Source organism: Cohnella cholangitidis, from assembly GCF_014107495.1.
GTDB classification, from domain to species: Bacteria; Bacillota; Bacilli; order Paenibacillales; family Paenibacillaceae; genus Cohnella; species Cohnella cholangitidis.
Window position 1 is genome coordinate 3828394 of sequence record NZ_CP041969.1, and the last position, 24074, is coordinate 3852467.

Genomic DNA, 24074 nt, shown 5'->3' on the forward strand with positions numbered 1-24074 from the left:
AGGGGAATGGATATGAGTAATCGAACAACAGCGAGTTATCCCGGTGCTACCGGAGTCTCTTATTTAGCGGTCGCCATACGGGCAAGTCTTGTGTTTATCGTTCTATGCGGAATCCTTTATCCGTTTGCGACTACGGGCATTGCTCAGTTGATCATGCCGCGCAACGCCAACGGCAGCCTGGTCAAGGATTCCTCGGGGAACGTGGTCGGCTCCGAGTTGATCGGGCAGAAGTTCGCCGATCCGAAGTACTTCCAAGGCCGCGTATCGAGTATCGATTACCATGCCGCCGGTTCCGGGTCGAACAACTATGCTCCGTCGAATCCGGATATGCTGCAGCGCGTGAAGGATTCTATCGAAGCTTGGAAGCATGACAATCCTGACGTTCCGGTCTCCAAGCTGCCGATCGCGCTTATTACTAACTCCGGTTCCGGTCTCGATCCGCACATCACGCCGGCATCCGCCGAAGTTCAGATTCCCCGGATCAGCAAGCTGACCGGCTTGGCGGCAGATGAGCTAGAGAAGCTAGTCGACAAGCATACCGAGGGGCGCGACTTGGGCTTGTTCGGAGAACCGCGGATCAACGTGCTGAAGCTTAACCTTGATTTACAAACTTTATTGAAATCATAGAGACGTCGGACCACGCCGCTTAATTTCCCCGGCAGAAGCATCGCTGGAGGAACTTGAGCGGCTAGCCGCTTTAAATCGGCGGGAAAAGCACTATTGGATGAAATAACCCGGGAAAGTCGTGTTAAATCGGCGGAAGAAGCACTAATGGGCGAAATAAGCCGAAAAAGTCGTGTTAAACGGGCGAAAGAGGCGCAAGTGGCGAAAATAACCCGAGAAAGTCGTGTTACTTAGACCCCATACAAGCAGCAACAAGCAGTCAAGCAAGCCATAGGAAGGAGGAACAACGAGCGATGGAAAGTTTTCGCCGCAGAACGCCGGAGGAGTTACTGCAATCGATTACGAAAATCCAGACGGGCCGGTTAAAAATCTTGATCGGCGCGGTGAGTGGATCGGGCAAAACGTATCATATGCTGCGCGAAGGTCAGACGCTGCGCGCCCAAGGCATAGATGTCGTCGTCTGCGCCGTCTCTACGATGCGGCGACCGGAAACGGCGGAGCAGCTGCGGGGGCTAGAGAGGATTCCGAGCATTCATTGGATGAACGGCGCCACCGAGAAGAAGGATCTTAATCTCGAAGAGTTATTACAACGCAATCCGGAAGTTGTTCTGGTCGACGGACTGGCGCATCGCAACCGTCCGGACGCTAGATTCCCTACGCGATTGGAGGATATCCAATACTTGCTCGGGAGAGGCATCAGCGTCATCACGACCGTCAACGTCTACGAGCTGGAAGGCGTGACCGAACTTGCCCAGAGGCTGACGGGCATCGAGGCGGAGGCGACGGTTCCCGCCGACGCGCTGGATCTCGCCGATGAAGTACGGTTGATCGACGTCAGTCCGGAGACGATCTTGAAGCGGATGGACGAGGGCAATCTCCCTAATCTTAATCTGAAGGATCCGAAGCTTCTGCAGAGGGGGAATATCGGCAAGCTTCGCGAACTTGCTCTGCGGCTAATGGCTGAAGACGTAAACGAGTCGTTGGAGAAACACCGGGAAAAGCAAGGATTAGTCGGCCCGTCCGGAGCGGCCGAACGCATCCTCGTCTCGGCACAGTACCACTGGAACGGCTCGATTCACATCAGGCGAGGGCAGCAGATCGCCAAGAGGCTTGGCGGAGACTTGAAGATCGTCACGCTCGCGAACCCGCGCCGGGCGCTCTCCAAAGAAGCGGCGCAATTCAAGCGTTCCATCGAGAAGCTCGCGCGCAAAATCGACGCCGCTTTCGAGGAGCTGCCGCTTCTAACAAGACGCCGGCTGCCCGGCACGTTGGTCCGTTACGCGACTCTAAACAACGTAACGAGAATCGTGCTCGGCCATTCCAAACAAAGCTTCTGGCAAGATCTTCGGCATGGCTCTATAGCGGACGGCATTCTGAAAAAAACGAAAAACATCGACGTTTACTTCGTAGCGGACCGGTCCGATTACGAAGGGGAAAGGGTGCTGCCGACGAAGACGAAGACGACGGCTTCGGATTCGGCCTCCGAGCCTTATCGCAGATTAAGCCCGGAGGAAGTCGAGCAGAAGATCGAGCGGATCAAGCGGGGCAAATTCAAGGTCTATATCGGAGCGGCGCCCGGCGTCGGCAAAACCTACATGATGCTGAGGGAAGGCAATGACCTGCTGCGCAAAAAGATCGATGCGGTCATCGGACTGCTGGAGACGCATGGTCGGAAGGAAACGACGGCGCAAATAGACGAGCTCCATACGATACCTCGCGCACGCGTCCGCTACAAGGGAGCCGAGCTGGAAGAAATGGATGTTCCCGCGATCCTTAGCCGCGATCCCGAGGTTGTGCTAATCGACGAGCTTGCCCATACGAACGTTCCGGGCAGCAAAAACAAGAAAAGATACGAGGATATTCTCGAAGTGTTGGAAGCCGGGATATCGGTAATCTCGACGATGAACGTACAGCATTTGGAGAGCTTGAACGACGCGGTCGAGCAAGTTACGGGAGTCCGCGTAAGGGAAACGGTGCCGGATAACATCTTGAGGCTGGCTGACGAGGTGGAACTCGTCGACGTCGCGCCGAAAGCTTTACAGCAGAGGCTGCGCGAAGGAAAAGTGTACGCGATGGATAAGGTGGCGCAAGCGCTAGGCCATTTTTTCAACATCGGCAACCTGATCGCGTTACGGGAGATGGCGCTTAGGGAGATCGCGGACGACGTGGACGAAAGGCTGGAATCTTGGGAGCTGAGCGGCTCGCTAAGAGGTCCGTGGAGAAGGCGGGAAAACATATTCGTGTGCGTGACGACAAGCGGAAATGCCGACCGTCTCATCCGACGGGGGTTCCGAATCGCCCACCGCCTGAAAGCGGACTGGCACGTCATGTACGTCCATATCGGTCCCTCCATAAGCAAGGCAACAAGCAAAAGAATTCAAGCGCTGCAGGACTTGACCGGCAGATTGGGCGGGAAATACGAGACGCGGCATGCCGACTCTTATAAGCGTATTCCGAACGTTATTCTGGAAAAGGCAGCTCAATATCGCAGCACTCAGATGATCGTCGGGCAATCGGCGCGCGGCTTCTGGCATTCTCTCTTGCGCAGATCCGTCGTGAAATCGATTCTGCGGCACGGACGCCATATGGATGTCCTTGTCGTGGCCGATTATGATCCGAACATCCGCATGGGGGATGATTAGCGGGGTTCCCACGCAAGGTTAATTACGGGTAATATAGAGGAGAGGATATATGTAGAGGCTGACATAGTCGGCGCTAAAGGGCACAATGCACGGAGGAAGAGAGATGCCGTTATTTTTCCGATTGATTAAGAAATATCGCGTGGCCGCGATCATGGCGATTGCGCTTATGCTGATCGAACTGACGGTTGAGCTCGTTCAACCTTTGCTCATATCGAAGATCATCGACGACGGGATTGCCAAGCAGGACACGGGCATCGTGCTCCTATGGAGCGGAGTTTTGGTAGCGGGCACTCTGCTTGCTTTCGGCGCGGGGATACTCAGTTCTTTTTACGCGGCGCACGTTAGCCAGAGCTTGGGGTACGACATTCGCGAGAAGCTCTACGGCAAAGTGCAAGCGTTCTCTTACGCGGTCTTCAACCGGTTCGCGACCTCGTCGCTGATCACCCGCCTAACGAACGACGTCACGCAAGTGCAGGACACGACGTTCATGGGGCTGCGTTTCATGCTTCGCGTTCCGCTTGTCGTCGTCGGCAGCATGATCATGGCGCTTGTCGTCCATGCGGGACTTGGCTTTTTGCTGCTCCTGACCGTGCCTGCCCTTATCTTGTTTATTATATGGATCGTGAAGAAAGCGGCGGTCTTATTTAAAACGGTTCAACAACGGCTCGATACCGTCAACGGGGTCATGCAGGAGAACCTGACGGGGATGCGCCTTATTCGCGTGTTCGTGCGCAGGGAGCAAGAAGCCGCCCGATTCGCCCGGCATAGCGGGGAACTCATGCAGAGTTCCTCTTCCGCGCTTCGGCTCACCGAGATAACGCTCCCCTTCATCGTGCTCATCATGAACGCGGGTATTATTGCCGTGCTGTGGTTCGGCCAACTCGAAATTCGCGCGGGCAGCGCTACGACCGGGGAAGTCGTCGCGATCGTGAATTACTCGCTTCGGACCGCGGGCGCGTTATCCGCTCTGTCGATGCTCGTATCGGCTTTCTCGAGAGCGCATGCTTCGTTGCACCGGATCAACGACGCGCTAGAGACGGACGGCGGAACCCCATCCTTCGGCGATGCCGAGGCAACGGGGAAATCCGCGGGCAACGTTCGCGAAGGCGATGTCGAGTTCGACCGGGTCACCTTTCAATATCCGAATACGGAAGCGCCCGTGTTGGAGGACGTTTCCTTCCGCGTGAGCCAAGGGGAGACGGTTGCGATTCTAGGGGCGACCGGCTCGGGTAAATCCTCGCTCGTCCAGCTGCTTCTCCGACTGTACGAGGAGGACAAGGGGAGCATTCGCATCGACGGGCGCAACGTCCGCGAGTGGAGCATCCGGAAGCTTCATGACTCGATCGGGTACGTGCCGCAGGAGGTTGTGTTGTTTACCGGCACGATTCGCGACAATATCGCTTGGGGCCTTGAAGGCGTCGGACTTGAACATGTGATGGAAGCCGCTAAACTGGCGCAAATCCACGATACGATCGCCCAACTTCCGAACGGTTACGATACGCTGCTCGGACAGCGGGGCGTTAATCTGTCGGGAGGGCAGAAGCAGCGTCTTTCCATTGCCCGCGCTCTAATCCGCAAGCCGGCCATTCTGGTGCTCGACGATAGCACGAGCGCGCTGGACGTTCGTACCGAGGCCGCTCTGCTGCAGGCTATCCGAAGCTTGTCCTGCACGACGTTCCTGATCACGCAGAAGATCAGCTCAACCTTGAACGCGGACCTCATTCTACTGCTCGACGACGGACGGTTGATCGCCGAAGGGAACCATGCGCAGCTGATGGCGGGCAACGCCTTGTACCGCCGCATCTACGAATCGCAGTTCGGGGAGGAGGGTTCGCATGTGGGAAGCGCTAAGTGACCCTTTCCGCTATCGCAAGCCGACAACGCCGGACAAGGAGCAACAAGCCGGAGCCGCGGCGAAACGTCCTAAGCAGAAAGCCAAGGACTGGCAAGCGACGCTTAAGCGGATCTGGCAATACCTCGCCCACCGCAAAGGGCGGTTAGGCCTTGTTCTTCTCATGGTCATGCTGAGCTCCGGGTTAACTCTTCTCGGGCCTTATTTAATCGGCAGGGCGATCGATCATTATTTGGAGGGAACGGGCGGCGAGCCATGGCTTCTATTCCTTGGCGGTCTAGCGGCCGTGTACGTATTAAGCTCGGTTGTCGGCTGGCTGCAAAACGTATGGATGATCTCGATCGCGCAGGAAACGGTTTACCGGATGCGCGTCGATTTGTTCGGCCATTTGCATAAGCTGCCGATTCCGTTCTTCGGCAAGCGTCAACGCGGAGAGTTAATGAGCCGGATGACCAATGATGTGGACAATGTAAGCTCCACCTTGAACAGCTCCGCGATCCAGATTTTCTCCAGCGTGCTTATTCTCGTCGGAACGATTATCGTGATGTTGATACTAAGCCCTTTGCTCACGCTGCTGACCTTCCTGATCGTGCCGCTAATGGCGCTCGGCATGAGATGGATCACGAGCAGAACCGGAGTATTGTTCAAAGAGCGCCAACGCAATCTCGGAGATTTGAACGGGTACATCGAAGAGACGCTATCCGGGCAACGCATCATCAAAGCCTTCTCCCAAGAAGATCGGGTCATCGAGGAGTTCGGAGAGCGTAACAGGCGGATCAAGCTGTCCGGCTTCTGGGCTCAGGCGATCTCGGGATTCATTCCGAAGCTGATGAACGGGTTGAACAATCTGGGCTTTGCCGTTATCGCCGGCATCGGGGGCCTTCTCGCCATTCGGGGAGCGATCACGATCGGGGTTATCGTCGTGTTCGTCGAGTACGCCAGACAATTCACGAGGCCGCTTAACGACCTCGCGAACCAGTGGAATACGCTCTTGTCGGCCATTGCGGGCGCGGAGCGGGTGTTCGAGATATTGGACGAGGAGGAAGAAGCCAAAGACGAAGGCGAGGCCCGATCGTTGGATACGATTCAAGGAGTGGTGTCGTTCTCTCATGTGTCTTTCTCGTATACCGATGACGAGCCCACCCTTAAAGACATCAGCTTCGAAGCGCGTCCGGGAGAGACGATCGCGATTATCGGCCCTACCGGGGCGGGCAAAACCTCGCTCATCCAACTGCTGTCGCGTTTCTACGAGGCGGATTCAGGGAAGATTACGGTAGACGGGCACGATATCCTCTCGATTCGCAGGGAGAGCCTTCGTTCTCATATGGCGTTCGTGCTTCAGGATTCTTTCCTGTTCGAGGGGACGATTCGGGATAATATCCGCTACGGCAAGCTGGACGCTACGGACGAGCAGGTCGAGCAGGCGGCTCGCCTTGCGAATGCCCACTCGTTCATCTCGCGGTTGCCCGGCGGGTACGACAAGATTCTGCAAGGGGACGGAAGCGGGATCAGCCAAGGGCAGAAACAATTGCTGGCTATCGCCAGGGCGATTCTAGCGGATCCGGCCATTCTCGTGCTGGACGAGGCGACGAGCAGCATCGATACGGTGACTGAAATCAAAATTCAAGAGGGGCTGCAGCGGTTGATGGAAGGGCGTACGAGCTTCGTGATCGCCCATCGCCTCAATACGATTCGCCGAGCGGATCAAATTCTGGTCCTGAAGGACGGGAAATTGCTGGAACGGGGCACTCATGAGTCGTTGCTCGCGAAGCAGGGCCTGTACAGCGAGCTCTACCATGGTCATGGACAACTGCAATAAGCAAAGGGAGGAATTCGGGATGAGCCATACGGCCGATGAGGTTGCGAGATGGATGTTCGAGGAATTAAGAAACAGCGGAGCGCTCTATCAAACGGCAGCCGTTAACCACATTAAAACCCGCTTTGGGGAACAATTTATCTACGTTAACGACAACGGGCATGAATCGATCGACAAGGAGGTCAAGAAGGCGTTCAAGAAGCTCCACGGCGGCAAAGCGGCGTGGGACCGGGATGCCTTCTACTGGGGTTGGACCTCCGCGATCAAGGGGTGATGCCCGGTTTTATAGAGATAGGGAAGAAGCGTTCTTCTTATTAGTGTAGAAATAATAGACTCCAATGATGCCGATTAGCAGAACGAGGATGGAAACGAAGCTTCCCTCGGCTCCGAACGAACCGCCCGTCAGGGAGGCGGGGCCGTTGTCCGTCGCTTGCAGTACGGCGGGAACGGAATCGGTACCCGAAACTTTGAAGCCGTAGACGTACCCTTGGAAATAGTTCCAGCTCAAGTGAAGCCCGATAGGCCACCATAATCCGCCGGTCGCCTCGCGGGCAACCGCCATGATGACGCCTGCAAGAATAAGGTTAACAATCGGGTACGGCGAATCGAAGGTGCCGGAATTCGCGCCGTGCAGAATCGTAAATAGAAGCGAACTGACGACGATGGCCGTCCTGGGCCCATAATGATGCCGAATCAACCCTTGAACGTAACCGCGGGAAAAGGTTTCTTCGGAAAGAGCTACGCATACGTATAGCAATATCCCATAGAGCAACGATCGAACCAGCTCCGGATTCCAGTCGGACGCTTCCCAGCTTATGCCTCCCGATGCCCATATGATGACGGACGATAGGGATATGAGCAGGATACCGCCGATAAGGCCGTGAAGGGCAAATACGGAGCCTCTTTTTTGTTTTAATCCGAGAGACCAGCCTTTCTTGCGCTCGAACCATGCGTACATCGCAAGCGAAGCGACCATGAAGGCTCCCATCATCCCGAAGGCGAACAAATCGCCGCTTCCGATATCGGTCTGAATACTGCCGTCGTCGCGTTTATCGGCGGAAGCGATCATTTGAATCGCTACGATAAAGAACATAATTCCGAATACGATAACAAAACTGAGCAAGATTTTACCGACGACGGTTGCTAATGTTTTGATGGCTCTTCACACCTTCGATCATTTTTGTTCCTATCCTGTACCTTTGAAAGTATATCTTCCAAATTTACCCTATGTCAATTACTGGGCGCTACTTCCGGATAAGAACGGGCGTATTCACTTTGATCTGATCATAGAGCCAGCGAACCTCTTTGTTGTGCATGCGGATGCATCCCGCGGAGACGTATTTGCCTATCGATTTTTCGTTGTTGTTGCCGTGTATTCCGTAAGCGTAGGACGTTTTGCCGTTGCGGGTAACCTCCAAGCCTAACCACCGGTCGCCGAGCGGATTTTTGGGATCTCCGCCTTTGATTTTCTCCTTATAGTAGGGTCTGTTTTTGATTTTCTCATGAATGGTGAATAAGCCTTCCGGCGTATAGGAGGGTTTCTTTCCCGTGGCCACGGGAAACGATTTGACCAGCTTTCCTTCTTCGTAGAAATAGAGCTTGTTGGATGACTTGTCGATGAGGATGAATTGCTCGTACTTCGTGTATTTTTTCGCAAGCTGGATGTTTTCCGCGTGCGCGGAAACGACGGCCGGAAAGAGAAACAAAACGAATAAAGCAATCATGAACCTATACCCGAATTTAACCCGCATGCCAGTGGCCTCCCCGAAGGATCTGACTATTATATATGCGGGATCGCGGGCAATATGGTCATAATCGGGCGTTGCGATGGAAGAAAAGGCGAGGGCCGGCCTCCAAGGTCAAGGAGACCTTCGTCGGACGGCCCCCGACATCGTTTACCGCTTCCTGAGCTCGAAAAACTCGCAATCTCCTCTGGAATGATAGGCCAGATCGCCGACTCCGGATTGGATGACGACGGTTTGGCTATCGTAGCGGACGATAATGCCGTTAGTATCGATAATATGGTCGTTCTTGAAGACGCGCAGCCGAGCTTGGCGCTGCATGGCTTCTTCGAAGTCTTGATCGGTCAGCAAACGGATGCTTAATGCCATGGATACAGGTCTCCTCGTCTTATCACGTGAAGGAACGGTCGTTTCTCGCGATAAGTTCTAGGAGACCATTATACCTTTTCTGCGGCGGGCGTTACAGGAACTGGGTCCTCGTTTGGACGATAATGTCGGAAATTCTTAGCTCCAGGGCTTCGATTTTCTGTTGCTGCGTTACGATTTGGCGAGAAAGATTAACGAGCAAGGAGAGGGAGTCGAGCGTGCCTTTGGCCTCGTTTTTCTTAATGGCGTATTTGAAGTTCGTCCAGACGGGAGACCTGCTGCTCCGCGGCAAGCCGGCCGCGCTTCGCTGCGCTTTGATCTGGACCGTCAGCGGATCGATGGCGGCGAGCGACGTCCGGGCGGCTTTGATCTTCTCCGACGTTGCGGTCTTCATCGATTTGAGCGCGGCTTCCTTGGCTTTGATGTCTTCGCGGGCATACTGGACCGACAGCTTCATGGCGTCGGCTTGGGCTCGAAGAAGGGCGTTGAGCGTTTTGTTCTTTAAGCGCTTGGCCAGCGTAATCTGCTTGTTCAGCGCGGCGTAAGCATCGAACAGGGGCTGATAGCGGTCTTTGGTTTGCCGGACTTGTACTCCGAGCTTGTAGATCTTATCGGAGTTAATGTCGCGAATTTGCTTGCGTAGCACGGTTAACGATTCTTCGTTCTTGAAGTGAAGCGCTTTGATCTTCGCCTCGAGATCGATATCCTGTTTGAGCAGCGCGCCCAAATCGCCGTACAGCGAAGTTAGTTTCGATGCCGTTGAGCCGTCTGCCGCCGCCACGGTTTTGTCGAAGCTGAGCTTGATCGGAACGGTCAACTCGACGGCGGTTGCGGCGGATGCTAAGGCAGACGGTAACGCGGTCATGCAGACGAGCAACAGTACGAAGAACGAGGCCAACCAGACGGACTTTCTTTGCGGCATAGCGAATTCCTCCTTTGGTTTTAGGACGACAAAAAAGCACCTGCAAGAAAGGCTCGATCAGCCTTCTCTTACGGGTGCTTCCGTCGTAAGCGTGGAAAAATACGGTTTTGTTTGTTCAATATACCGAACCGCTCGGGGGGTGTCAAGAACCCCTCTATACATACTTAGGAGAGTTATAGGATATCCTCTTCATGCTCGCTTTCCGTTGCGGTATAGACGGCGACAAGCACGATGCTGAGCCCGTCGCTCAAGTTTCGAACCCGGTGAGGGGTACAGGCGTTCCAACTGAACGAGTCCCCTTCCTTCAGAACGGCGGAGTCTTCTCCCTGCTCGGCCAAGACCGTTCCTTTGATCACCAAGTGAACCTCTTCCCCCTGATGGGCGTGGGGAGCTTCTCCGGTCGAGGAGCCGGGCGGAAATTCCACGAGCCTGACCTTCAAGCTCTTCGACGAGCTTAAGTGCTCTACTTTGAGACTTTCGCTCCCGCTCGTAGTCGCCTTGCGGTCCTCTTTGCGGACGACGCTCATCCGTTCTTCTTTTTTCATCAGCAAATAGGTCAGGGGCACGTTTAGCGCCTTCGCGATACTGTCCAATGTAGCAATGGACGGCGATGTTTTGTTCGTTTCGACTTGGCTCATGAAACCTTGGGACAAGCCGGTTTCCGCGCATATTTGGGCTATCGTGATTTTTTTGCGTTTTCTGATCGTTCGGATCGTGGAGCCGATGTCCATTCGCTTCCCGCGCCTCTCGCAAAATATTTGTAATACTAAATATAATTAGATATTAACAATTTTCCGATTGACAATCTAGACTTTCTTCGGATAAATTAGTGATACAAAATAATATTCTTTATTAGTAATATTCAAGAGCGCAGTATAAGGGAGGAAAACATCATGAAGGCAACCTACGAATACGATATCCACTTGCCTCCGAACGCGGAAGAAGGAAAGAAATACCCGGTCATCTTCACTTTGCACGGCAAAGGCTCGAACGAACGGAACATGTTCGGTTTAGTGTCACCGTTGGCCGACGAGTTCATTATTGTCGGAATTCGCGGCAACCTGACGCTAGGCGCGGGATACCAATATTATGAGCTGAAAAGCTTGGGCAATCCGATTCGCGAGCTGTTCGATCAAGCCGTCAAGCAGTTGGAGGATTTTATCGAGTACGCGACCGGGAAGTATCCGATCGACGCGGGCAGGCGGTATTTGCTCGGCTTCAGCCAAGGAGCGATCCTGTCGATGACGCTTGCGCTGACGATGGGCGACCGGTTGAAGGGAATCGTGGCGCTGAACGGGTACGTTCCGGGGTTCGTGAAGACGGATTACGCGCTGCAGGACATCGGCAACGTGGCCGTGTGGGTGTCTCACGGCTTGTACGATACCGTGTTCCCAATTCGGATCGGCGAAGAGACGGCGGCTTATTTCGCGCCGCTCACGCCGCAATTGACTTTCAAAACCTATCCTACCGATCATGGCGTGTCGGAAGACAATCAGCGGGATATCCTAGAATGGTTAAAGGAGCGTGAGAAGTGATGATGCCTTCTTATTTTATCGCCCATGGGGCGCCTTCGTTAGTATTGGACAAGGTCGATTATACGGACTTCCTTAAGAGCTATTTCGCGGCATCGCATCCTCGGCCTAAAGCGATCGTGCTGTTCTCCGCGCATTGGGAAAGCCGGACGCAGACGATCAGCGCCGTTCCCGATACCTACTCGACGATCTACGATTTCGGCGGTTTTCAGGACGAGTTGTATCGGATGAAGTACCCGGCCAAAGGCGACCGTTCCGTCAGCGAGGAGATCGAGCGCTTATTCAAGGAGCACAGGGTCGACAGCGCCATCGACGTGGAAAGAGGACTGGATCACGGAGCGTGGGCGATTCTGAAGCTGATGTATCCGGATGCGGACATTCCTGTGATCGCCTTGTCGGTCAACCGTTATTTGACGAACGAACAGCAATACCGAATCGGCGCGGCGCTCGCTGAGCTGCGGGAGAAAGACATCCTGGTCATCGGCAGCGGGGGCACCGTTCATAATCTTCGGAGAGTGAATTGGCGGGCCGAGGAAGCGGAGGAATGGGCGGAGACGTTCGACGGCTGGCTGGAGGACAAGCTGCTCGCTTGGGATACTCAGGCATTGTTCGAATATCGCTCCGCTGCCCCTCACGCGGTCGAGGCCGTCCCGACGAACGAGCATTTTATCCCGTTGCTGCTGGCCATGGGAGCCGGGGATCGCAACCGGCAAGCGAAATTATTGCACCGCAGCTACCAATATGGCACTCTTAGCTTAAGCTGCTGGCAGTTTAACTAAACGAAAGCGGCCACCATCTGGATGTCAGGGAAGGGTGTAGTCGAACATGGATTTGATGCTGTCGGGTAAATCCGTATTCGTGGCCGCGGCAAGCAAAGGCTTGGGCAAAGCGGTCGCGCTTCAATACGCTAAAGAAGGCGCGCGCGTGACGATCGCCAGCCGCAGCTTGGAGCAATTGGCTCAGGCGCGGGAAGAGATCAGGGCGGAGACTGGCGTCGAGCCGGCGCTTATTAAGATGGACGTAACGAACGCCGAGGATATCCGCAATGCGATTCGCACGGCCGCCGCGTCGTCGGACGGTCTGGACGTGCTGGTTACGAACGCCGGCGGGCCTCCGGGAGGATTTTTCTCCGATATGAAGGACGAGGATTGGGCGGGAGGCTTCGAGCTCAGCCTGATGAGCGCCATTCGGATGATTCGCGAAGCCTTGCCTTTCATGAAGGCGGCGGGGGGCGGAAGGATCGTGAACCTGGCGTCCACCTCCATCAAGCAGCCGATCGACGGGCTTATTCTCTCCAACGTCTTCCGGGCGGGAGTAAACGCCCTGGCGAAGAGTCTGGCATCGGAATTGGCGGGGGACGGCATTCTGATCAACACGATCGCGCCGGGAAGAATCGGAACGGATCGCATAACGGAGTTGGATCGGAAGAGGGCCGCGGATCAGCAACGCTCGTTCGAGGACGTTCAGGCGGAAGCGATCGGGCAAATCCCGCTCGGCAGAATGGGCACGCCCGAGGAGTTCGCGCGCCACGCCGTTTTCTACGGTTCGTTCGCCAACACGTACGTTACCGGACAATCGTTGCTCGTCGACGGCGGAATGATTAAAGGGCTTTGAGGTGATGGCGTAACGCTGTTGCTCGCGCATAAGAATTTGGATATAGGAAGAAAGTCGTCAGGGCGCAACCTGGCGGCTTTTTGGCGTTCATTACCCTGCGGCCATGCATATTTGTCCGTCATTCGGAGCATTCTCAAATGATGCTTCCAGTCCATAGGAGCAGATGTCCATTACATAATGAGGTGTGCGGATTGCGAGGAAGCTGGAAATCGATTGTGCTGTGGTGCTGCGTTTCGTTGCTGGGCGCGGTTTCCTTTGCGATCGTGGCCCTTATGAGGGGAGAGACCGTTAACGCGGTATGGCTCGTCGTGGCGGCCGTGTGCTTCTATGCCGTCGCTTATCGGTTTTACGCGCGGTTCATGGCGCGAAAAGTGTTGGAGGTCGACGAGACGCGCATGACGCCCTCCGAGCGGCACAATGACGGCAAAGATTTCGTGCCGACGCACAAAGGGGTGCTGTTCGGCCATCATTTTGCGGCGATCGCGGGAGCGGGGCCCTCGTCGGACCCGTGCTGGCCGCGCAAATGGGATACTTGCCGGGCGCGTTATGGATTATCGTCGGCGTCGTCTTCGCGGGAGCGGTGCAGGATTTTATCGTGCTGTTCGCCTCTACGCGCCGGGACGGCAAATCGTTGGGCGACATGATCAAGGACGAGATGGGACGGGTCACGGGCCTCATCGCGATGGTCGGCATACTGGGCATCATGATTATTTTGCTGGCCGTGTTGGCTCTGATCGTGGTGAAGGCTTTGATCGGAAGCCCGTGGGGAACGTTCACGATCGCATGCACGATTCCGATTGCCTTGCTTATGGGCTTCTACATGCGATACATCCGTCCGGGTCGGGTCACCGAAGCGTCGGTCGTCGGGTTCGTTCTGCTGATCGCCGCGCTGATCTACGGACAGTCGGTGGCCGAGAGCGCGACGCTTGCTCCGCTGTTCACGTTCGAGGGCGAGACGATCGCTTATTTGCTCATAGGCTACGGATTCGTGGCGTCGGTCATGCCGGTATGGCTGCTGCTGGCGCCGCGCGATTACTTGAGCACCTTTCTCAAGATCGGCACGATCACGGCGCTCGCGATCGGCATTCTCGTCGTTATGCCGGATCTCTTAATGCCCGACGTTTCCAAATTCGTGGACGGAACCGGTCCCGTATTCTCGGGCAACGTCTTTCCGTTCCTGTTCATCACGATCGCTTGCGGCTCCGTATCGGGGTTCCACGCCTTAATCGCTTCCGGCACGACTCCGAAAATGATCGAGCGGGAGTCGCATACGACGATGATCGGGTACGGTGCCATGTTAACCGAATCGTTCGTGGCGATCATGGCGCTAATCGCGGCCTGCATCATTACGCCGGGCGTTTACTTCGCCATTAATAGCCCCGTCGCGGTCATCGGCGCGGATGCCGCGCAGGCGGCTTCGACGATCTCCTCTTGGGGTTACTCCCTTTCGGCGGAGGAACTTACGACGCTCGCACGCGACATCGGAGAATCGACCGTGCTGTCGAGGACGGGCGGCGCGCCCACGCTTGCCGTGGGGATGGCGAATATTTTGTCCAACGTCGTCGGCGGGAAAGCGCTGATGTCGTTCTGGTACCATTTCGCGATCTTGTTCGAGGCGCTGTTCATCCTGACGACGGTCGATGCGGGAACAAGAGTCGGAAGGTTTATGGTACAGGAACTGCTGGGAACGGTAAATAAACGGCTCGGAAACACGGAGTCGTTCGCGGGCAATCTGATCGCGACGGGAATTTGCGTTTTCGCTTGGGGTTATTTTCTCGTTCAGGGGGTGATCGATCCTCTTGGGGGCATTAATTCTTTGTGGGCGCTATTCGGAATCGCCAACCAGATGCTCGCCGGAATCGCGCTGCTATTCGGCACGACGATTCTGTTCAAGATGGGGAAAAAAGCTTACGTATGGGTAACGCTCTTGCCTACCACGTGGCTGCTCGTCGTTACGATGGCCGCAGGTTATCAGAAGCTGTTTCATGCGAAGCCTTCTATCGGGTTTCTGGCTCAGGCCAGGCAATACCGGACTGCGCTCGACGACGGACAGATTATCGGAGCGGCCAAAACCCTCGGCCAGATGGGGCAGATCGTGCGGAACAACTACGTGAACGCGGTCATTTGCGGAATATTCATGCTCGTGGTCATTACGGTGTTCGTCGCGGCCGCGAGGATGTGGTACGGCATAGCGGCGGGGCGGTCTTTTCCGCTCCGTGAAACTCCCTATTCGAAGCGTGGTTCCCATCCGAAGGAGGCGGCAAAATCGCGTGTTTAAGCAACTTGGGGAGGCGTTGAAGGTGGTGCGGCAATTTCTCGATCTGTTGGTCGGCGTGCCCCATTACGAAACCTACGTCCAGCATCGGAAGACGTGCCATCCGGGCGAGCCGATCGTGTCGCGAGAGCAGTTTTTCCGCGAGGCGCAGGAGGCGCGGTATAACGCGAAGGGCGGCAAAATATCGCGTTGCTGCTAAAGGCGCTCACGCGTCAGAACAGCACGGGCTGCTCGACGAGGCACTCGGGCGAATCGTTCTTCACGTTGCCCACGATCGGGGAAACCGGGTAAGCCCGCATCATGTCGGCCGGGTAGGGAAGCAGCAGGCCCGTGAGCCGGGAAACGTCGTCGTTGCCGCGGTTCAGCCATTCCGCTTCGTCCTCCGGCCGCAGAATGACCGGCATCCGATCGTGGATGTCGGCCATTAGGTTGTTCGGAGTCGTCGTAATGATCGTGCAAGTACTGATCTTACGGCCGTCCGGCGCCGTCCACGTGTCGTACAGGGCGGCCATGGAGAAGATGGAGCCGTCTTTCATCGTAATGCGCATCGGCTGTTTTTTGCCCCCGTGGGGTTTCCACTCATAGAATCCGTCCGCCGGCACGATCGCCCTTTTTCGCCGAATCAACGTTTTGAACGAGTTTTTCTCCAGAATCGTTTCCGCCCGCGCGTTGATCATCTTGCTGCCGATTTTGTCGTCGGAAGCCCAGGAAGGGACAAGTCCCCAGCGCAACTCGCCGAGCTTGTTCTTCTCCCCGTCGTGAACGACCGCCATCACGTTCTGCATGGGGGCTACGTTATAGCGGGGCGTATGATACCGGTTGGTCGGCAAATCGCTTAAATACCGCAGCATCAGCTCTTCCATGGAAACCACGATCGTATATCTTCCGCACATGGGCTCGTCCCTCCCTCCCTCCCCTTTACGTCATCGAACTTTCTTCTCCAGTATAAGCTCGAAAATACATAAAATAAACATGGATAAAGAGGCCCGAATAAACCGCGATTGAACCGGCATGATCCCCTCCGCGCGTTCAGGCTCCGTCTTTTTATACCTTTCGATACTGCAGAGGCGAGCTGCCGGTAATTTTGCGAAATAACGAGTGGAAAAACTTCATATCGCTGTATCCGACCTCGTTGGCCGATTGTTGCACGGATTTGTCGGTCGTTCGGAGCAACTGGCAGCATTTTTGAATCCGAACGTGCTGGATATAGTGGTTAAACGTTTGCCCGGTTGCTTTCTTGAACTGGTTCTGGAAATGGCCGACACTCATGAACGAGCGGTCGGCAAGCGACTTTAGCGTTATTCTATCCGAATAATGGTTCTCGATGAAGTACAACGCATCATCGATATTCTCCCGGGGGGCTTCATGAGGAACGGCTTCTTGATTCCGCTCAAGTTGTACACGGTGAACGAGTTGCAGCATTTGCAGCAAAATGGCGGTTACCATCGATTGGAAGCCGGCGGGACGCTCGGAATATTCGAGATAAGCTTGATTGAAGAGGGACAGAAACTGCCCTCGTTTATCCGCATGTCGGAACCATCGTTGTTCCAAACGCGCGGGAGCGTATAGATACCGGATCAGCTCCGATTGCTCGGGAATCCAATCCTGCAGGCGGCTGGCTACGGATAAGTCGAATATGCAGTTCAAAATGATTAACGGACTTGCTTTGTCCGGTGAATTCGGGCGAAATACGTGCGAAGTTCCGACCGGCAAGAGGAATAGATCGCCTTTCTGAACTTCGAGCAAGCATTCATCGATATATTGGTATCCTTTTCCTTCAAGGACAAGGCATAACTCGACAAAGTCATGGCTGTGCATGGGAGTGGCGAAAGCTTCCGTCTCGCGGTTCAGGAAAATTTTGAAGTCGGGTTCGAAGAACCTGTCGCCATTCAATATTTGCGTCATCCCGCTTTCCTCCTTGCTTTGAAATAACTCGTGTAATCGTAATTTAAAGGGATTCGGCCGTATTGTACATGGAAGATCCGTACTTTGCTTTTTGTAATATGCGTACCTTTCAGCATACGGCCTGAGATATGATAGGGTAGTAATAGATGAGGACATCAAGAGGGAACTGGAGGATTAACCTTATGCGCTCAATCGGAATCCGCAGCAGATTGTTCCTTTCTTATACATTTATCGTAACGCTCGTGATCGCAACATTGAGCTCGTTCTTCTATATTCGAATGTCGAATGTCGTCTGGGAGCGTTCTTTAGAATCGTCCAGGCAAATGCTTCAACGCGTAGACGCCGCTTTGTCTCAATCGATCCGCGATCTGGACCGGATTTCAGCGCAAGTGATCTACAATCCGGATTTCCAGAATCGTTTCGAAGAAACGTTCGACTCAGTTGAATCCTATGAGGTGCTCAATCAGAAAAACGCTTTCGTAAGAATATTGGCCACTTTGAACGGACCGTCGTTCATTGCCCAGCAGATCAATGTATTTAATCTGGAGGGCAACTTTATCAGCTTCGGGCTTAAGATCGACCCGTACGACAATCTCAAGGCAAGGATCGGGATGTTGGACTGGGTTACCCCTACCTTGAACAAGGATGGAGATAAGCAAATCAATCCTCCTCATCATGATGAGCTATTCCGTTCCGGAGAGCTCGTGTACTCGTTGTCGCGACTGTTCCCGCATAGCGCCAGCTCCTCGCCGAAATTCGTTGAAGTCCAGCAATCCTATGACAAGATGGAGGAAATCGTAGGCGACGCGCGTCTCCAAACGAACAACCGTCTCTATATTTTCGATGATGAAGGAAGGTTGTTCTATCCGATTATGAAGGACGACCAGGCGCCCCCATTCGAATGGACGAGCATTCCTGAAATGCCTTCGGGCGTTTTCCACCACGTTACCGAAACGTCGGACGGAGAAGGCACGGTTATCGGCTGGCTCCGTTCGTCGTTCTCCGGTCTTACCGTCGTCGCCGCTCAGCCTAAACACGAATTGCTCGACCCGGTGAACAGCTTGCGGAATATCGTGCTTACGGTTACAGCGGCCGCCGAAGTGTTGGCGTTGCTCATCGCCTATTGGATCGCTTCAACGATCACCCGTCCGATTAGATTGATTTTGCGGGATGTCAGAAGGCTGGACCTAGAGCAGATCAACTTAAATACGATGGCTCATAATCAGAAAACATACCGCAAATCTACTTACGAAATTCAAGAGCTCCATGACGGGTTTATTTCGATGAAGACGAGGCTGAACCTGTCCATGGATCAGATGCTGAACGCGCAGAAACGTGAAAATCTCGCGCATATGAGAGTGTTGCACAACCAACTTCAGCCGCACTTCGTCTTCAATACGCTTTCATCGATCGGGGTGCTTGCCGAAAATTCCGGAGCGGACCAAGCGGCGGCTATGTCCTATAAAATGATGCAAATGATGGAATATATCAGCGGATCGAACGCAGAGCCGGTCGAGTTGCGGGAGGAGCTTCGTTACACCGAAAACTATTTGGAGCTTATGAAGCTTAGATATCAGGATAAGTTCAATTACGTTATGGATGTGGAGGAAGCGATGGAGCAAATCGTTTTTCCGAAATTCGTGCTGCAGCCGATCGTGGAAAATTGTTTTGCTCACGGATTCAATCGAATCTATCCGCCGTGGATCATTCAGATTCAAGTAGATCAGGAAGAGGACGGCTGCTGGAAGCTGATAATAAGGGACAACGGGAGCGGATTTCATGCCGAACCTCTTAAGAGGATTAATATGTTTATCAACGAATTGACCCATAGCACTTCCGGGCAGTTAGATCGAATCGGAAGCAAAGGCATTGGCGGAATGGGATTGGAAAATGCTTTCATGCGTCTGCACTTGTTCTACGGAGGAAAGGCGAAGTTCGCCATCCGAAACTTAGATGAAGGTATGGAACTGACGATTGCGATTAGACAACGGGAGGGGAATCCGAATGTTTAGAATTATCGTAGCGGAGGATGAGCCGTTGATTCTCCAAAGCATATGCGAGAAAATTCGCGCCAGCGATCCCGACTTTAGAATCGCGGGGGAGTACGAGAATGGGGAATATGCGATGCTTGAGCTGGAATTGATCAAGCCGCATATTCTATTGACCGATATTTATATGCCCGTAAAGGACGGGCTTTCGCTGATCGAGCACGTGAAGAAAAACTCGCCATCGACGATTTGCGCCGTTCTGACGGGTTATCGGGATTTCGATTACGCGAGGAAAGCGATCGAGCTGGGGGTGTCCGATTATTTGCTGAAGCCTCCAACATCCGACACGATCGCCAAGTTTCTTGCCGAAGTCAAACTGAAGCTGAGGGCCAACCAGTCTTTGATCGAATCCGAGCTGCTGCAGCAATGGGCTTATCATAAGGAGGGGTATCCATCCTTATCTTCGGATATCCGTCAATTGGCCCACGAGTACTTCTATTATGCAAGGTACATCGTGCTGTACGCATGGACGCCCCCGCAACAAAACTATCATTTGGCGGGCTCGGAGGAAAGATGGAGCATGGGAGGGTTGCTGGATGAAGGGGAAAAAGCCTATTTGATCCCCTCCGTTGCGGGACATGAGCAGGTGATCGTGGTCGGGGTGCATACCTTGTCCGATTCCCGGCTTATTGCATTCGCGGAATTCGCCGCCAGTGTCCATTCGAGCTCCGCCTGCGTGGGGGCGACTTCCGTCGGGAAATTGCAGAACGAATTGTACGGCGCTCTGGGCAAGTTGAAGAAAGCCGTCCAAGTCGGTTATCCGCTGCAAGGGTCCAAATCCATAATCGTACGGAACGGCGAGCCTTCATATGAAGCCTCCCAGCTACCCATTCCGTACGCGTTGGAGCAAGAACTGTCCCAATTGTTCGCCAAACAAAGGAAGACGGACTTCTTGAAGAAACTGGAGCAGCTATTCCATTTGGATGCATGGGATGTCGCAACGAGGGCGCAATGGCTTCGAACGTTATCCTTCCTGGTCAATTCATGGATGCTGCAATACCCTGAATTCGCCAAAAAGGCGGTTGAAATCGGCTGGAACCATGAACTAGAGGAAACCATCTGGCAAGCGAGCGACCTTATCTCGTTGATGCAGGGCTTGAAGGAGCTTCACGCTTCTTTGTTCGATGCGTTCGATCAGGACCCGGAAGCCGAAGGGTCATGGACCGAGGAGGTTAAGAGCTTCATCGACAACAATTATATGGATAATATTGCATTAATCGATCTGGCGAACCGCTATGGGCTAAACCCCTCTTATTTAGGAAGGGTGTTCAAACGAAAATACGGGCACAGCCCGATCGATTATTTGATCCAGATCCGGCTGGCGAAGGCCCGGCAGCTCATCAGGGAAAAACCGAGACTCCTGTTCAAGGACGTCGCGGAGATGGTCGGTTACAGCGATCCTTTTTATTTCAGCAAGCTATTTAAGCAATGGACCGGCCAGACGCCCAGGGAGTACAAGAAGCATATCGCAAGTGAATGATATCGCCCTATACATTGTATGCAATCCCCCTACTTTTGCAATGTAACCGTTTTCTATAATAAACATGCAGCCAATACTAATGAATTTGGGGGGCAACAAAATGAAACGAAAATTGAAGTTAGTAACGCCATTGATGGTCCTTGTACTGATGTTTGGCGTGCTTACGGCATGCGGCGGCAATTCCAATGAGAACAAGCAGGCTAGTTCTCCGGCGGCTTCAGGCAAGGCTTCCGAAGAGGCATCGCCTGCGGCATCCGCGGCTGCCGCGAAGCCCGTCAAGCTAACGTTCGCCACGATGGCTAACGGGGATTCGGAATCCCAGGCGTTCAAAGAGATTTTCGCAAGTTTCGAGAAGGAAACCGGGCATACGGTAGATTTTCAAATATTGCCCGATGTGAACCAGTACGAGAACATTATCAAAACGCGCTTCGCGACACAGGACGCGCCGGACATCTTCTACTTCTTCGCCGGTCCAAACGAGTACGTGACGATGCAGGCGGAGAAAAATCTTGTGGAAATGACAAGCGAGGCTTATGTTGGCAACTTGACTTCCGCAGTGAAAGATTTCTATACGGTAGACAATAAAATTTACGGGATTCCGTGGGGCTCATACAATGCGATGGGCGTTATGTACAACAAGGAAGTATACAACAGCAACGGATTGAGCATTCCGAACAACTACGAAGAACTGTTGGCTAACGCCGAGAAGCTGAAGGCAGCCGGAATTACTCCTTTCTATGAGGCGGTGAAAACGGGTTGGCCGACGCAAATATTCCCGTTGGCGGCTTTCCAATCGATGGTTATGCCTACCATTGACGGAGAAGCAGGCGTTCAGAAACTGATTGCCAACACGCTGCGATTTAATGAAATTCCGGAAATGAAGAAAGTATACGAACTTCAGTACGATTTGAAAAACAAAGGCTATTACAACAAAGATTTGCTTGCCGGGACGTATGAGATGCAACAGGAACAGTTGGCGAATGGAACTGCGGCCATGGCGTTCCAGGCGGATTGGATGCTTCCGGAAATATCCAAGCGGTTCTCGGATAAGGTCAACAATATCGGGTTTTTTCCTCTGCCGTCGCATTCGGATGCCGGAATCGTTTCCTTGTACCCGCCAAAGCAAATATTCGTCACTAAGACGTCTCCGCGCGTCGAAGCGGCCAAGGCTCTCGCAAACTTCATGACGAAGCCGGAATCGCTCGCGATCTGGTACAAATATAATCCGGGAATTCCCGTTTACAATGGAGTAGATACGACGCTTTTCCCGGGTCAGCAGGATATTTACAATTACATCCAAGAAGGCAAGGGGATCATTCAGATCCAGCTTCGTTTGCCGGCAGGCATCATCGATTTCGATAAAATCACGCAAGAACTCGTAGGCAAGGGCGATGCTCAGAAAGCCGTCGATCAGATGGACAAAAACTATCGGATGGACGGAAGGAACAAGAAGGTACCGGGATTCGAATAATGAAGAGAAAGGTTCAGGGGATTGTACATCGCAATTCCCTCCTTTCCTATACCCTGAAAGAGGAATGAGAACATGAGAAAACAGGTTAGATATCCGCTCTACTTCATCCTGCCGGCGCTCGCCGTCTATGCTGTTCTGTTCGTCTTTCCGACGTTTTCCGGCTTTATGTACAGCTTCACCGACTGGAGCTCCTATAGCGACGAAGTGAATTTCATCGGTCTCGACAATTATCGTTCGCTTTTCTCGGAAGGCGTTCTCGGGCTGGCCATCAAGAATACGCTCATTTATGCTTTATTCGTTACGATATTCGTGAACGTGATCGGATTAATGCTGGCATTAATGCTCAACCGAAATTCAAGAGTCGGCAAATTTTACAGGACTGCCTTTTATACCCCTGTTGTCATAGCGCCACTGATCGTCGGATACATTTTCACCGCGATTTACAGCCCGGAGCAAGGAATATTGAACCAAATTCTACGGACCATAGGGCTCGATTACTTCGCTGTCGACTGGCTGAACGATTCCCGTTATGCGTTATTATCCATCATCATGACGGAGCTGTGGAGAGGCGCCGGCTTCGCGATGGTGATCTACCTGGCCGGATTGAAGACGATCCCGAAGGATTTGTTGGAGCAAGCCGATGTCGACGGAGCAGGCGCGTTCAGCAAGTTCAAGAACATTACGTTTCCTTTATTGGCGCCGTCATTTACGGTTAATTTCCTGCTGACTATCATTACCTCCCTTAAAGTATTCGAGACGGTACTCGTGCTTACGAACGGTGGACCGGGATATGATACCGAAGTGTTCAATACGCTAATCTTCCGAAATTTCTCGCGGGGAAATTGGGGATACGCAACGGCTTCCGGCCTCGTGCTTACCGTTGTCGTCTCTGTGATCGCCATCACTTTCCTTAGAATTCTTCGCAAAAGGGAGGTGGAGATGTGAATATGTCTTTGTTCAAATGGCGGAGACTCGGCGTGGAGGCGTTGTTGTTCGTTATGGCGCTCGTCGTGATCATTCCCTTCTTCATGATTTTGGTCAATTCGTTCAAGGACGTTACGGAGGCGGCACGGTTCAAGCTGACTCTTCCTGCAAGCCTGAATTTCGATAACTTCGCAGCCGTCTTCGCGGACGGAAAAATATGGCGCGGATACATGAACAGCGCTTTGATCTCGGTCGGCGCGCTTATCGTAACCAATTTGTTCGCTTCGCTGGCTTCGTTCAGCATCCAACGTAACGGTACTCGATTAACTACCTTCCTGTATTACTTTTTTATCGTAGGCTTAGTTATGCCGGTATCGCTGATCCCGACGATCAAGTTGATGATGGGACTGGGCATCCATAACACGTACCAAGGGATGATCGTATACTACGCCTCAGTTCTGCTTCCTTTCACCATTTTCCTAATGACGGGATACTTAAAGACGATTCCCCGGGAGCTGGACGAATCGGGTATCATCGATGGTTGCGGCCCGCTTCGGCTGTTCTTCAAAATCATGCTGCCCCTTATGCAACCGGTTATGGTGACTGCATCGCTGCTGACCATTATCTCGGTATGGAACGATTTCATGGGACCATTCTATCTGCTGACGGACGGTTCCAAATGGACTGTAACCGTATCAGTCTATAATTATGTCGGGAAATACAGTTCCGATTGGAACTTGATTTTCGCCGATATTCTCGTCGTCATCCTGCCGATTCTTATTTTGTATTTCTTGCTGCAGGAATACATTGTGGAGGGCATGACCGCGGGAGCGATCAAAGGCTAACGACAACTTCAGGCAA

21 protein-coding genes and 1 pseudogene are annotated in these 24074 nt (G+C 53.4%); 15 read left to right on the forward strand and 7 right to left on the reverse strand.

Annotated elements, in window-relative coordinates; all coding sequences use genetic code 11:
- Window positions 1-12 precede the first annotated feature (12 nt).
- The 5 genes from kdpC to FPL14_RS17785 all read left to right on the forward strand — a co-directional run bounded on the left by kdpC (window position 13) and on the right by FPL14_RS17785 (window position 7208).
- Window positions 13-627, forward strand: a complete 615-nt coding sequence (gene kdpC / locus FPL14_RS17765; protein ID WP_182299041.1) for a potassium-transporting ATPase subunit KdpC — start codon at window positions 13-15, stop codon at window positions 625-627.
- A gap of 290 nt (window positions 628-917) precedes the next feature.
- Window positions 918-3266, forward strand: coding sequence for a histidine kinase (locus tag FPL14_RS17770; protein ID WP_182299042.1), 2349 nt, complete (start codon window positions 918-920; stop codon window positions 3264-3266).
- 103 nt (window positions 3267-3369) lie between these two features.
- Window positions 3370-5121, forward strand: coding sequence for an ABC transporter ATP-binding protein (locus FPL14_RS17775; RefSeq protein WP_182299043.1), 1752 nt, complete (start codon window positions 3370-3372; stop codon window positions 5119-5121).
- Window positions 5102-6937: an ABC transporter ATP-binding protein gene (locus FPL14_RS17780; RefSeq protein ID WP_182299044.1), complete on the forward strand. Its 1836-nt coding sequence runs from the start codon at window positions 5102-5104 to the stop codon at window positions 6935-6937. Before FPL14_RS17775 ends, FPL14_RS17780 begins: the two co-directional genes overlap by 20 nt.
- Before the next feature lie 19 nt (window positions 6938-6956).
- The gene (locus FPL14_RS17785) at window positions 6957-7208 is read left to right on the forward strand and encodes a DUF6953 family protein (protein WP_182299045.1); all 252 of its coding nucleotides are present in this window, start codon (window positions 6957-6959) and stop codon (window positions 7206-7208) included.
- A gap of 9 nt (window positions 7209-7217) precedes the next feature.
- Here the strand turns inward: FPL14_RS17785 and FPL14_RS17790 are convergent, their stop codons facing one another.
- The 5 genes from FPL14_RS17790 to FPL14_RS17810 form a co-directional block, all read right to left on the reverse strand.
- The gene (locus FPL14_RS17790) at window positions 7218-8057 is read right to left on the reverse strand and encodes a CPBP family intramembrane glutamic endopeptidase (RefSeq protein ID WP_182299046.1); all 840 of its coding nucleotides are present in this window, start codon (window positions 8055-8057) and stop codon (window positions 7218-7220) included.
- Between the two features lie 121 nt (window positions 8058-8178).
- Window positions 8179-8685 (reverse strand): L,D-transpeptidase, encoded by a 507-nt coding sequence (locus FPL14_RS17795; protein ID WP_229263560.1) that lies wholly within the window; start codon window positions 8683-8685, stop codon window positions 8179-8181.
- 144 nt (window positions 8686-8829) lie between these two features.
- Window positions 8830-9045: a hypothetical protein gene (locus FPL14_RS17800; protein WP_182299047.1), complete on the reverse strand. Its 216-nt coding sequence runs from the start codon at window positions 9043-9045 to the stop codon at window positions 8830-8832.
- Window positions 9046-9136: 91 nt separating this feature from the next.
- Window positions 9137-9964 carry a hypothetical protein gene (locus tag FPL14_RS17805; RefSeq protein WP_182299048.1) on the reverse strand — a complete coding sequence of 276 codons (828 nt, stop codon included), beginning with the start codon at window positions 9962-9964 and terminating at the stop codon, window positions 9137-9139.
- A 173-nt stretch (window positions 9965-10137) separates the two neighbouring features.
- On the reverse strand, window positions 10138-10695 hold the full coding sequence (locus tag FPL14_RS17810; protein ID WP_182299049.1) for a helix-turn-helix domain-containing protein: 558 nt from the start codon (window positions 10693-10695) through the stop codon (window positions 10138-10140).
- Between the two features lie 162 nt (window positions 10696-10857).
- On the opposite strand from FPL14_RS17810, the gene FPL14_RS17815 reads away from it, so the two are divergent.
- The 5 genes and pseudogenes from FPL14_RS17815 (at window position 10858) to FPL14_RS17835 (ending at window position 15584) form a co-directional block, all read left to right on the forward strand.
- Window positions 10858-11499: an alpha/beta hydrolase gene (locus FPL14_RS17815; RefSeq protein ID WP_182299050.1), complete on the forward strand. Its 642-nt coding sequence runs from the start codon at window positions 10858-10860 to the stop codon at window positions 11497-11499.
- Entirely contained in the window at window positions 11499-12275 is a 777-nt protein-coding gene (locus FPL14_RS17820; RefSeq protein ID WP_182304040.1) for a DODA-type extradiol aromatic ring-opening family dioxygenase, read from the forward strand. Before FPL14_RS17815 ends, FPL14_RS17820 begins: the two co-directional genes overlap by 1 nt.
- A gap of 46 nt (window positions 12276-12321) precedes the next feature.
- Window positions 12322-13110: an SDR family oxidoreductase gene (locus tag FPL14_RS17825; protein WP_182299051.1), complete on the forward strand. Its 789-nt coding sequence runs from the start codon at window positions 12322-12324 to the stop codon at window positions 13108-13110.
- A 140-nt stretch (window positions 13111-13250) separates the two neighbouring features.
- Window positions 13251-15388, forward strand: a pseudogene (locus FPL14_RS17830) (carbon starvation CstA family protein).
- Entirely contained in the window at window positions 15381-15584 is a 204-nt protein-coding gene (locus FPL14_RS17835) for a YbdD/YjiX family protein (RefSeq protein WP_182299052.1), read from the forward strand. The pseudogene FPL14_RS17830 and the gene FPL14_RS17835 overlap by 8 nt, the downstream one beginning before the upstream one ends.
- Before the next feature lie 13 nt (window positions 15585-15597).
- Here FPL14_RS17835 and FPL14_RS17840 read toward each other — a convergent pair whose 3' ends face one another.
- A complete protein-coding gene (locus FPL14_RS17840) occupies window positions 15598-16278 on the reverse strand; it encodes an SOS response-associated peptidase (protein WP_182299053.1) in 681 nt (226 codons plus the stop codon).
- Window positions 16279-16429: 151 nt separating this feature from the next.
- Window positions 16430-17290 carry an AraC family transcriptional regulator gene (locus tag FPL14_RS17845; protein WP_182299054.1) on the reverse strand — a complete coding sequence of 287 codons (861 nt, stop codon included), beginning with the start codon at window positions 17288-17290 and terminating at the stop codon, window positions 16430-16432.
- Window positions 17291-17472: 182 nt separating this feature from the next.
- Here FPL14_RS17845 and FPL14_RS17850 point away from each other — a divergent pair, with 182 nt between their 5' ends.
- From FPL14_RS17850 to FPL14_RS17870, 5 genes are all read left to right on the forward strand, one after another.
- Window positions 17473-19302, forward strand: a complete 1830-nt coding sequence (locus tag FPL14_RS17850; RefSeq protein ID WP_182299055.1) for a cache domain-containing sensor histidine kinase — start codon at window positions 17473-17475, stop codon at window positions 19300-19302.
- Window positions 19295-20818 carry a response regulator transcription factor gene (locus FPL14_RS17855; protein ID WP_182299056.1) on the forward strand — a complete coding sequence of 508 codons (1524 nt, stop codon included), beginning with the start codon at window positions 19295-19297 and terminating at the stop codon, window positions 20816-20818. The genes FPL14_RS17850 and FPL14_RS17855 overlap by 8 nt, the downstream gene beginning before the upstream one ends.
- 100 nt (window positions 20819-20918) lie before the next feature.
- Window positions 20919-22289: an ABC transporter substrate-binding protein gene (locus FPL14_RS17860; protein WP_182299057.1), complete on the forward strand. Its 1371-nt coding sequence runs from the start codon at window positions 20919-20921 to the stop codon at window positions 22287-22289.
- A 72-nt stretch (window positions 22290-22361) separates the two neighbouring features.
- Window positions 22362-23234: a carbohydrate ABC transporter permease gene (locus tag FPL14_RS17865; protein ID WP_182299058.1), complete on the forward strand. Its 873-nt coding sequence runs from the start codon at window positions 22362-22364 to the stop codon at window positions 23232-23234.
- A gap of 2 nt (window positions 23235-23236) precedes the next feature.
- Window positions 23237-24058 carry a carbohydrate ABC transporter permease gene (locus tag FPL14_RS17870; RefSeq protein ID WP_229263985.1) on the forward strand — a complete coding sequence of 274 codons (822 nt, stop codon included), beginning with the start codon at window positions 23237-23239 and terminating at the stop codon, window positions 24056-24058.
- Window positions 24059-24074 lie beyond the last annotated feature (16 nt).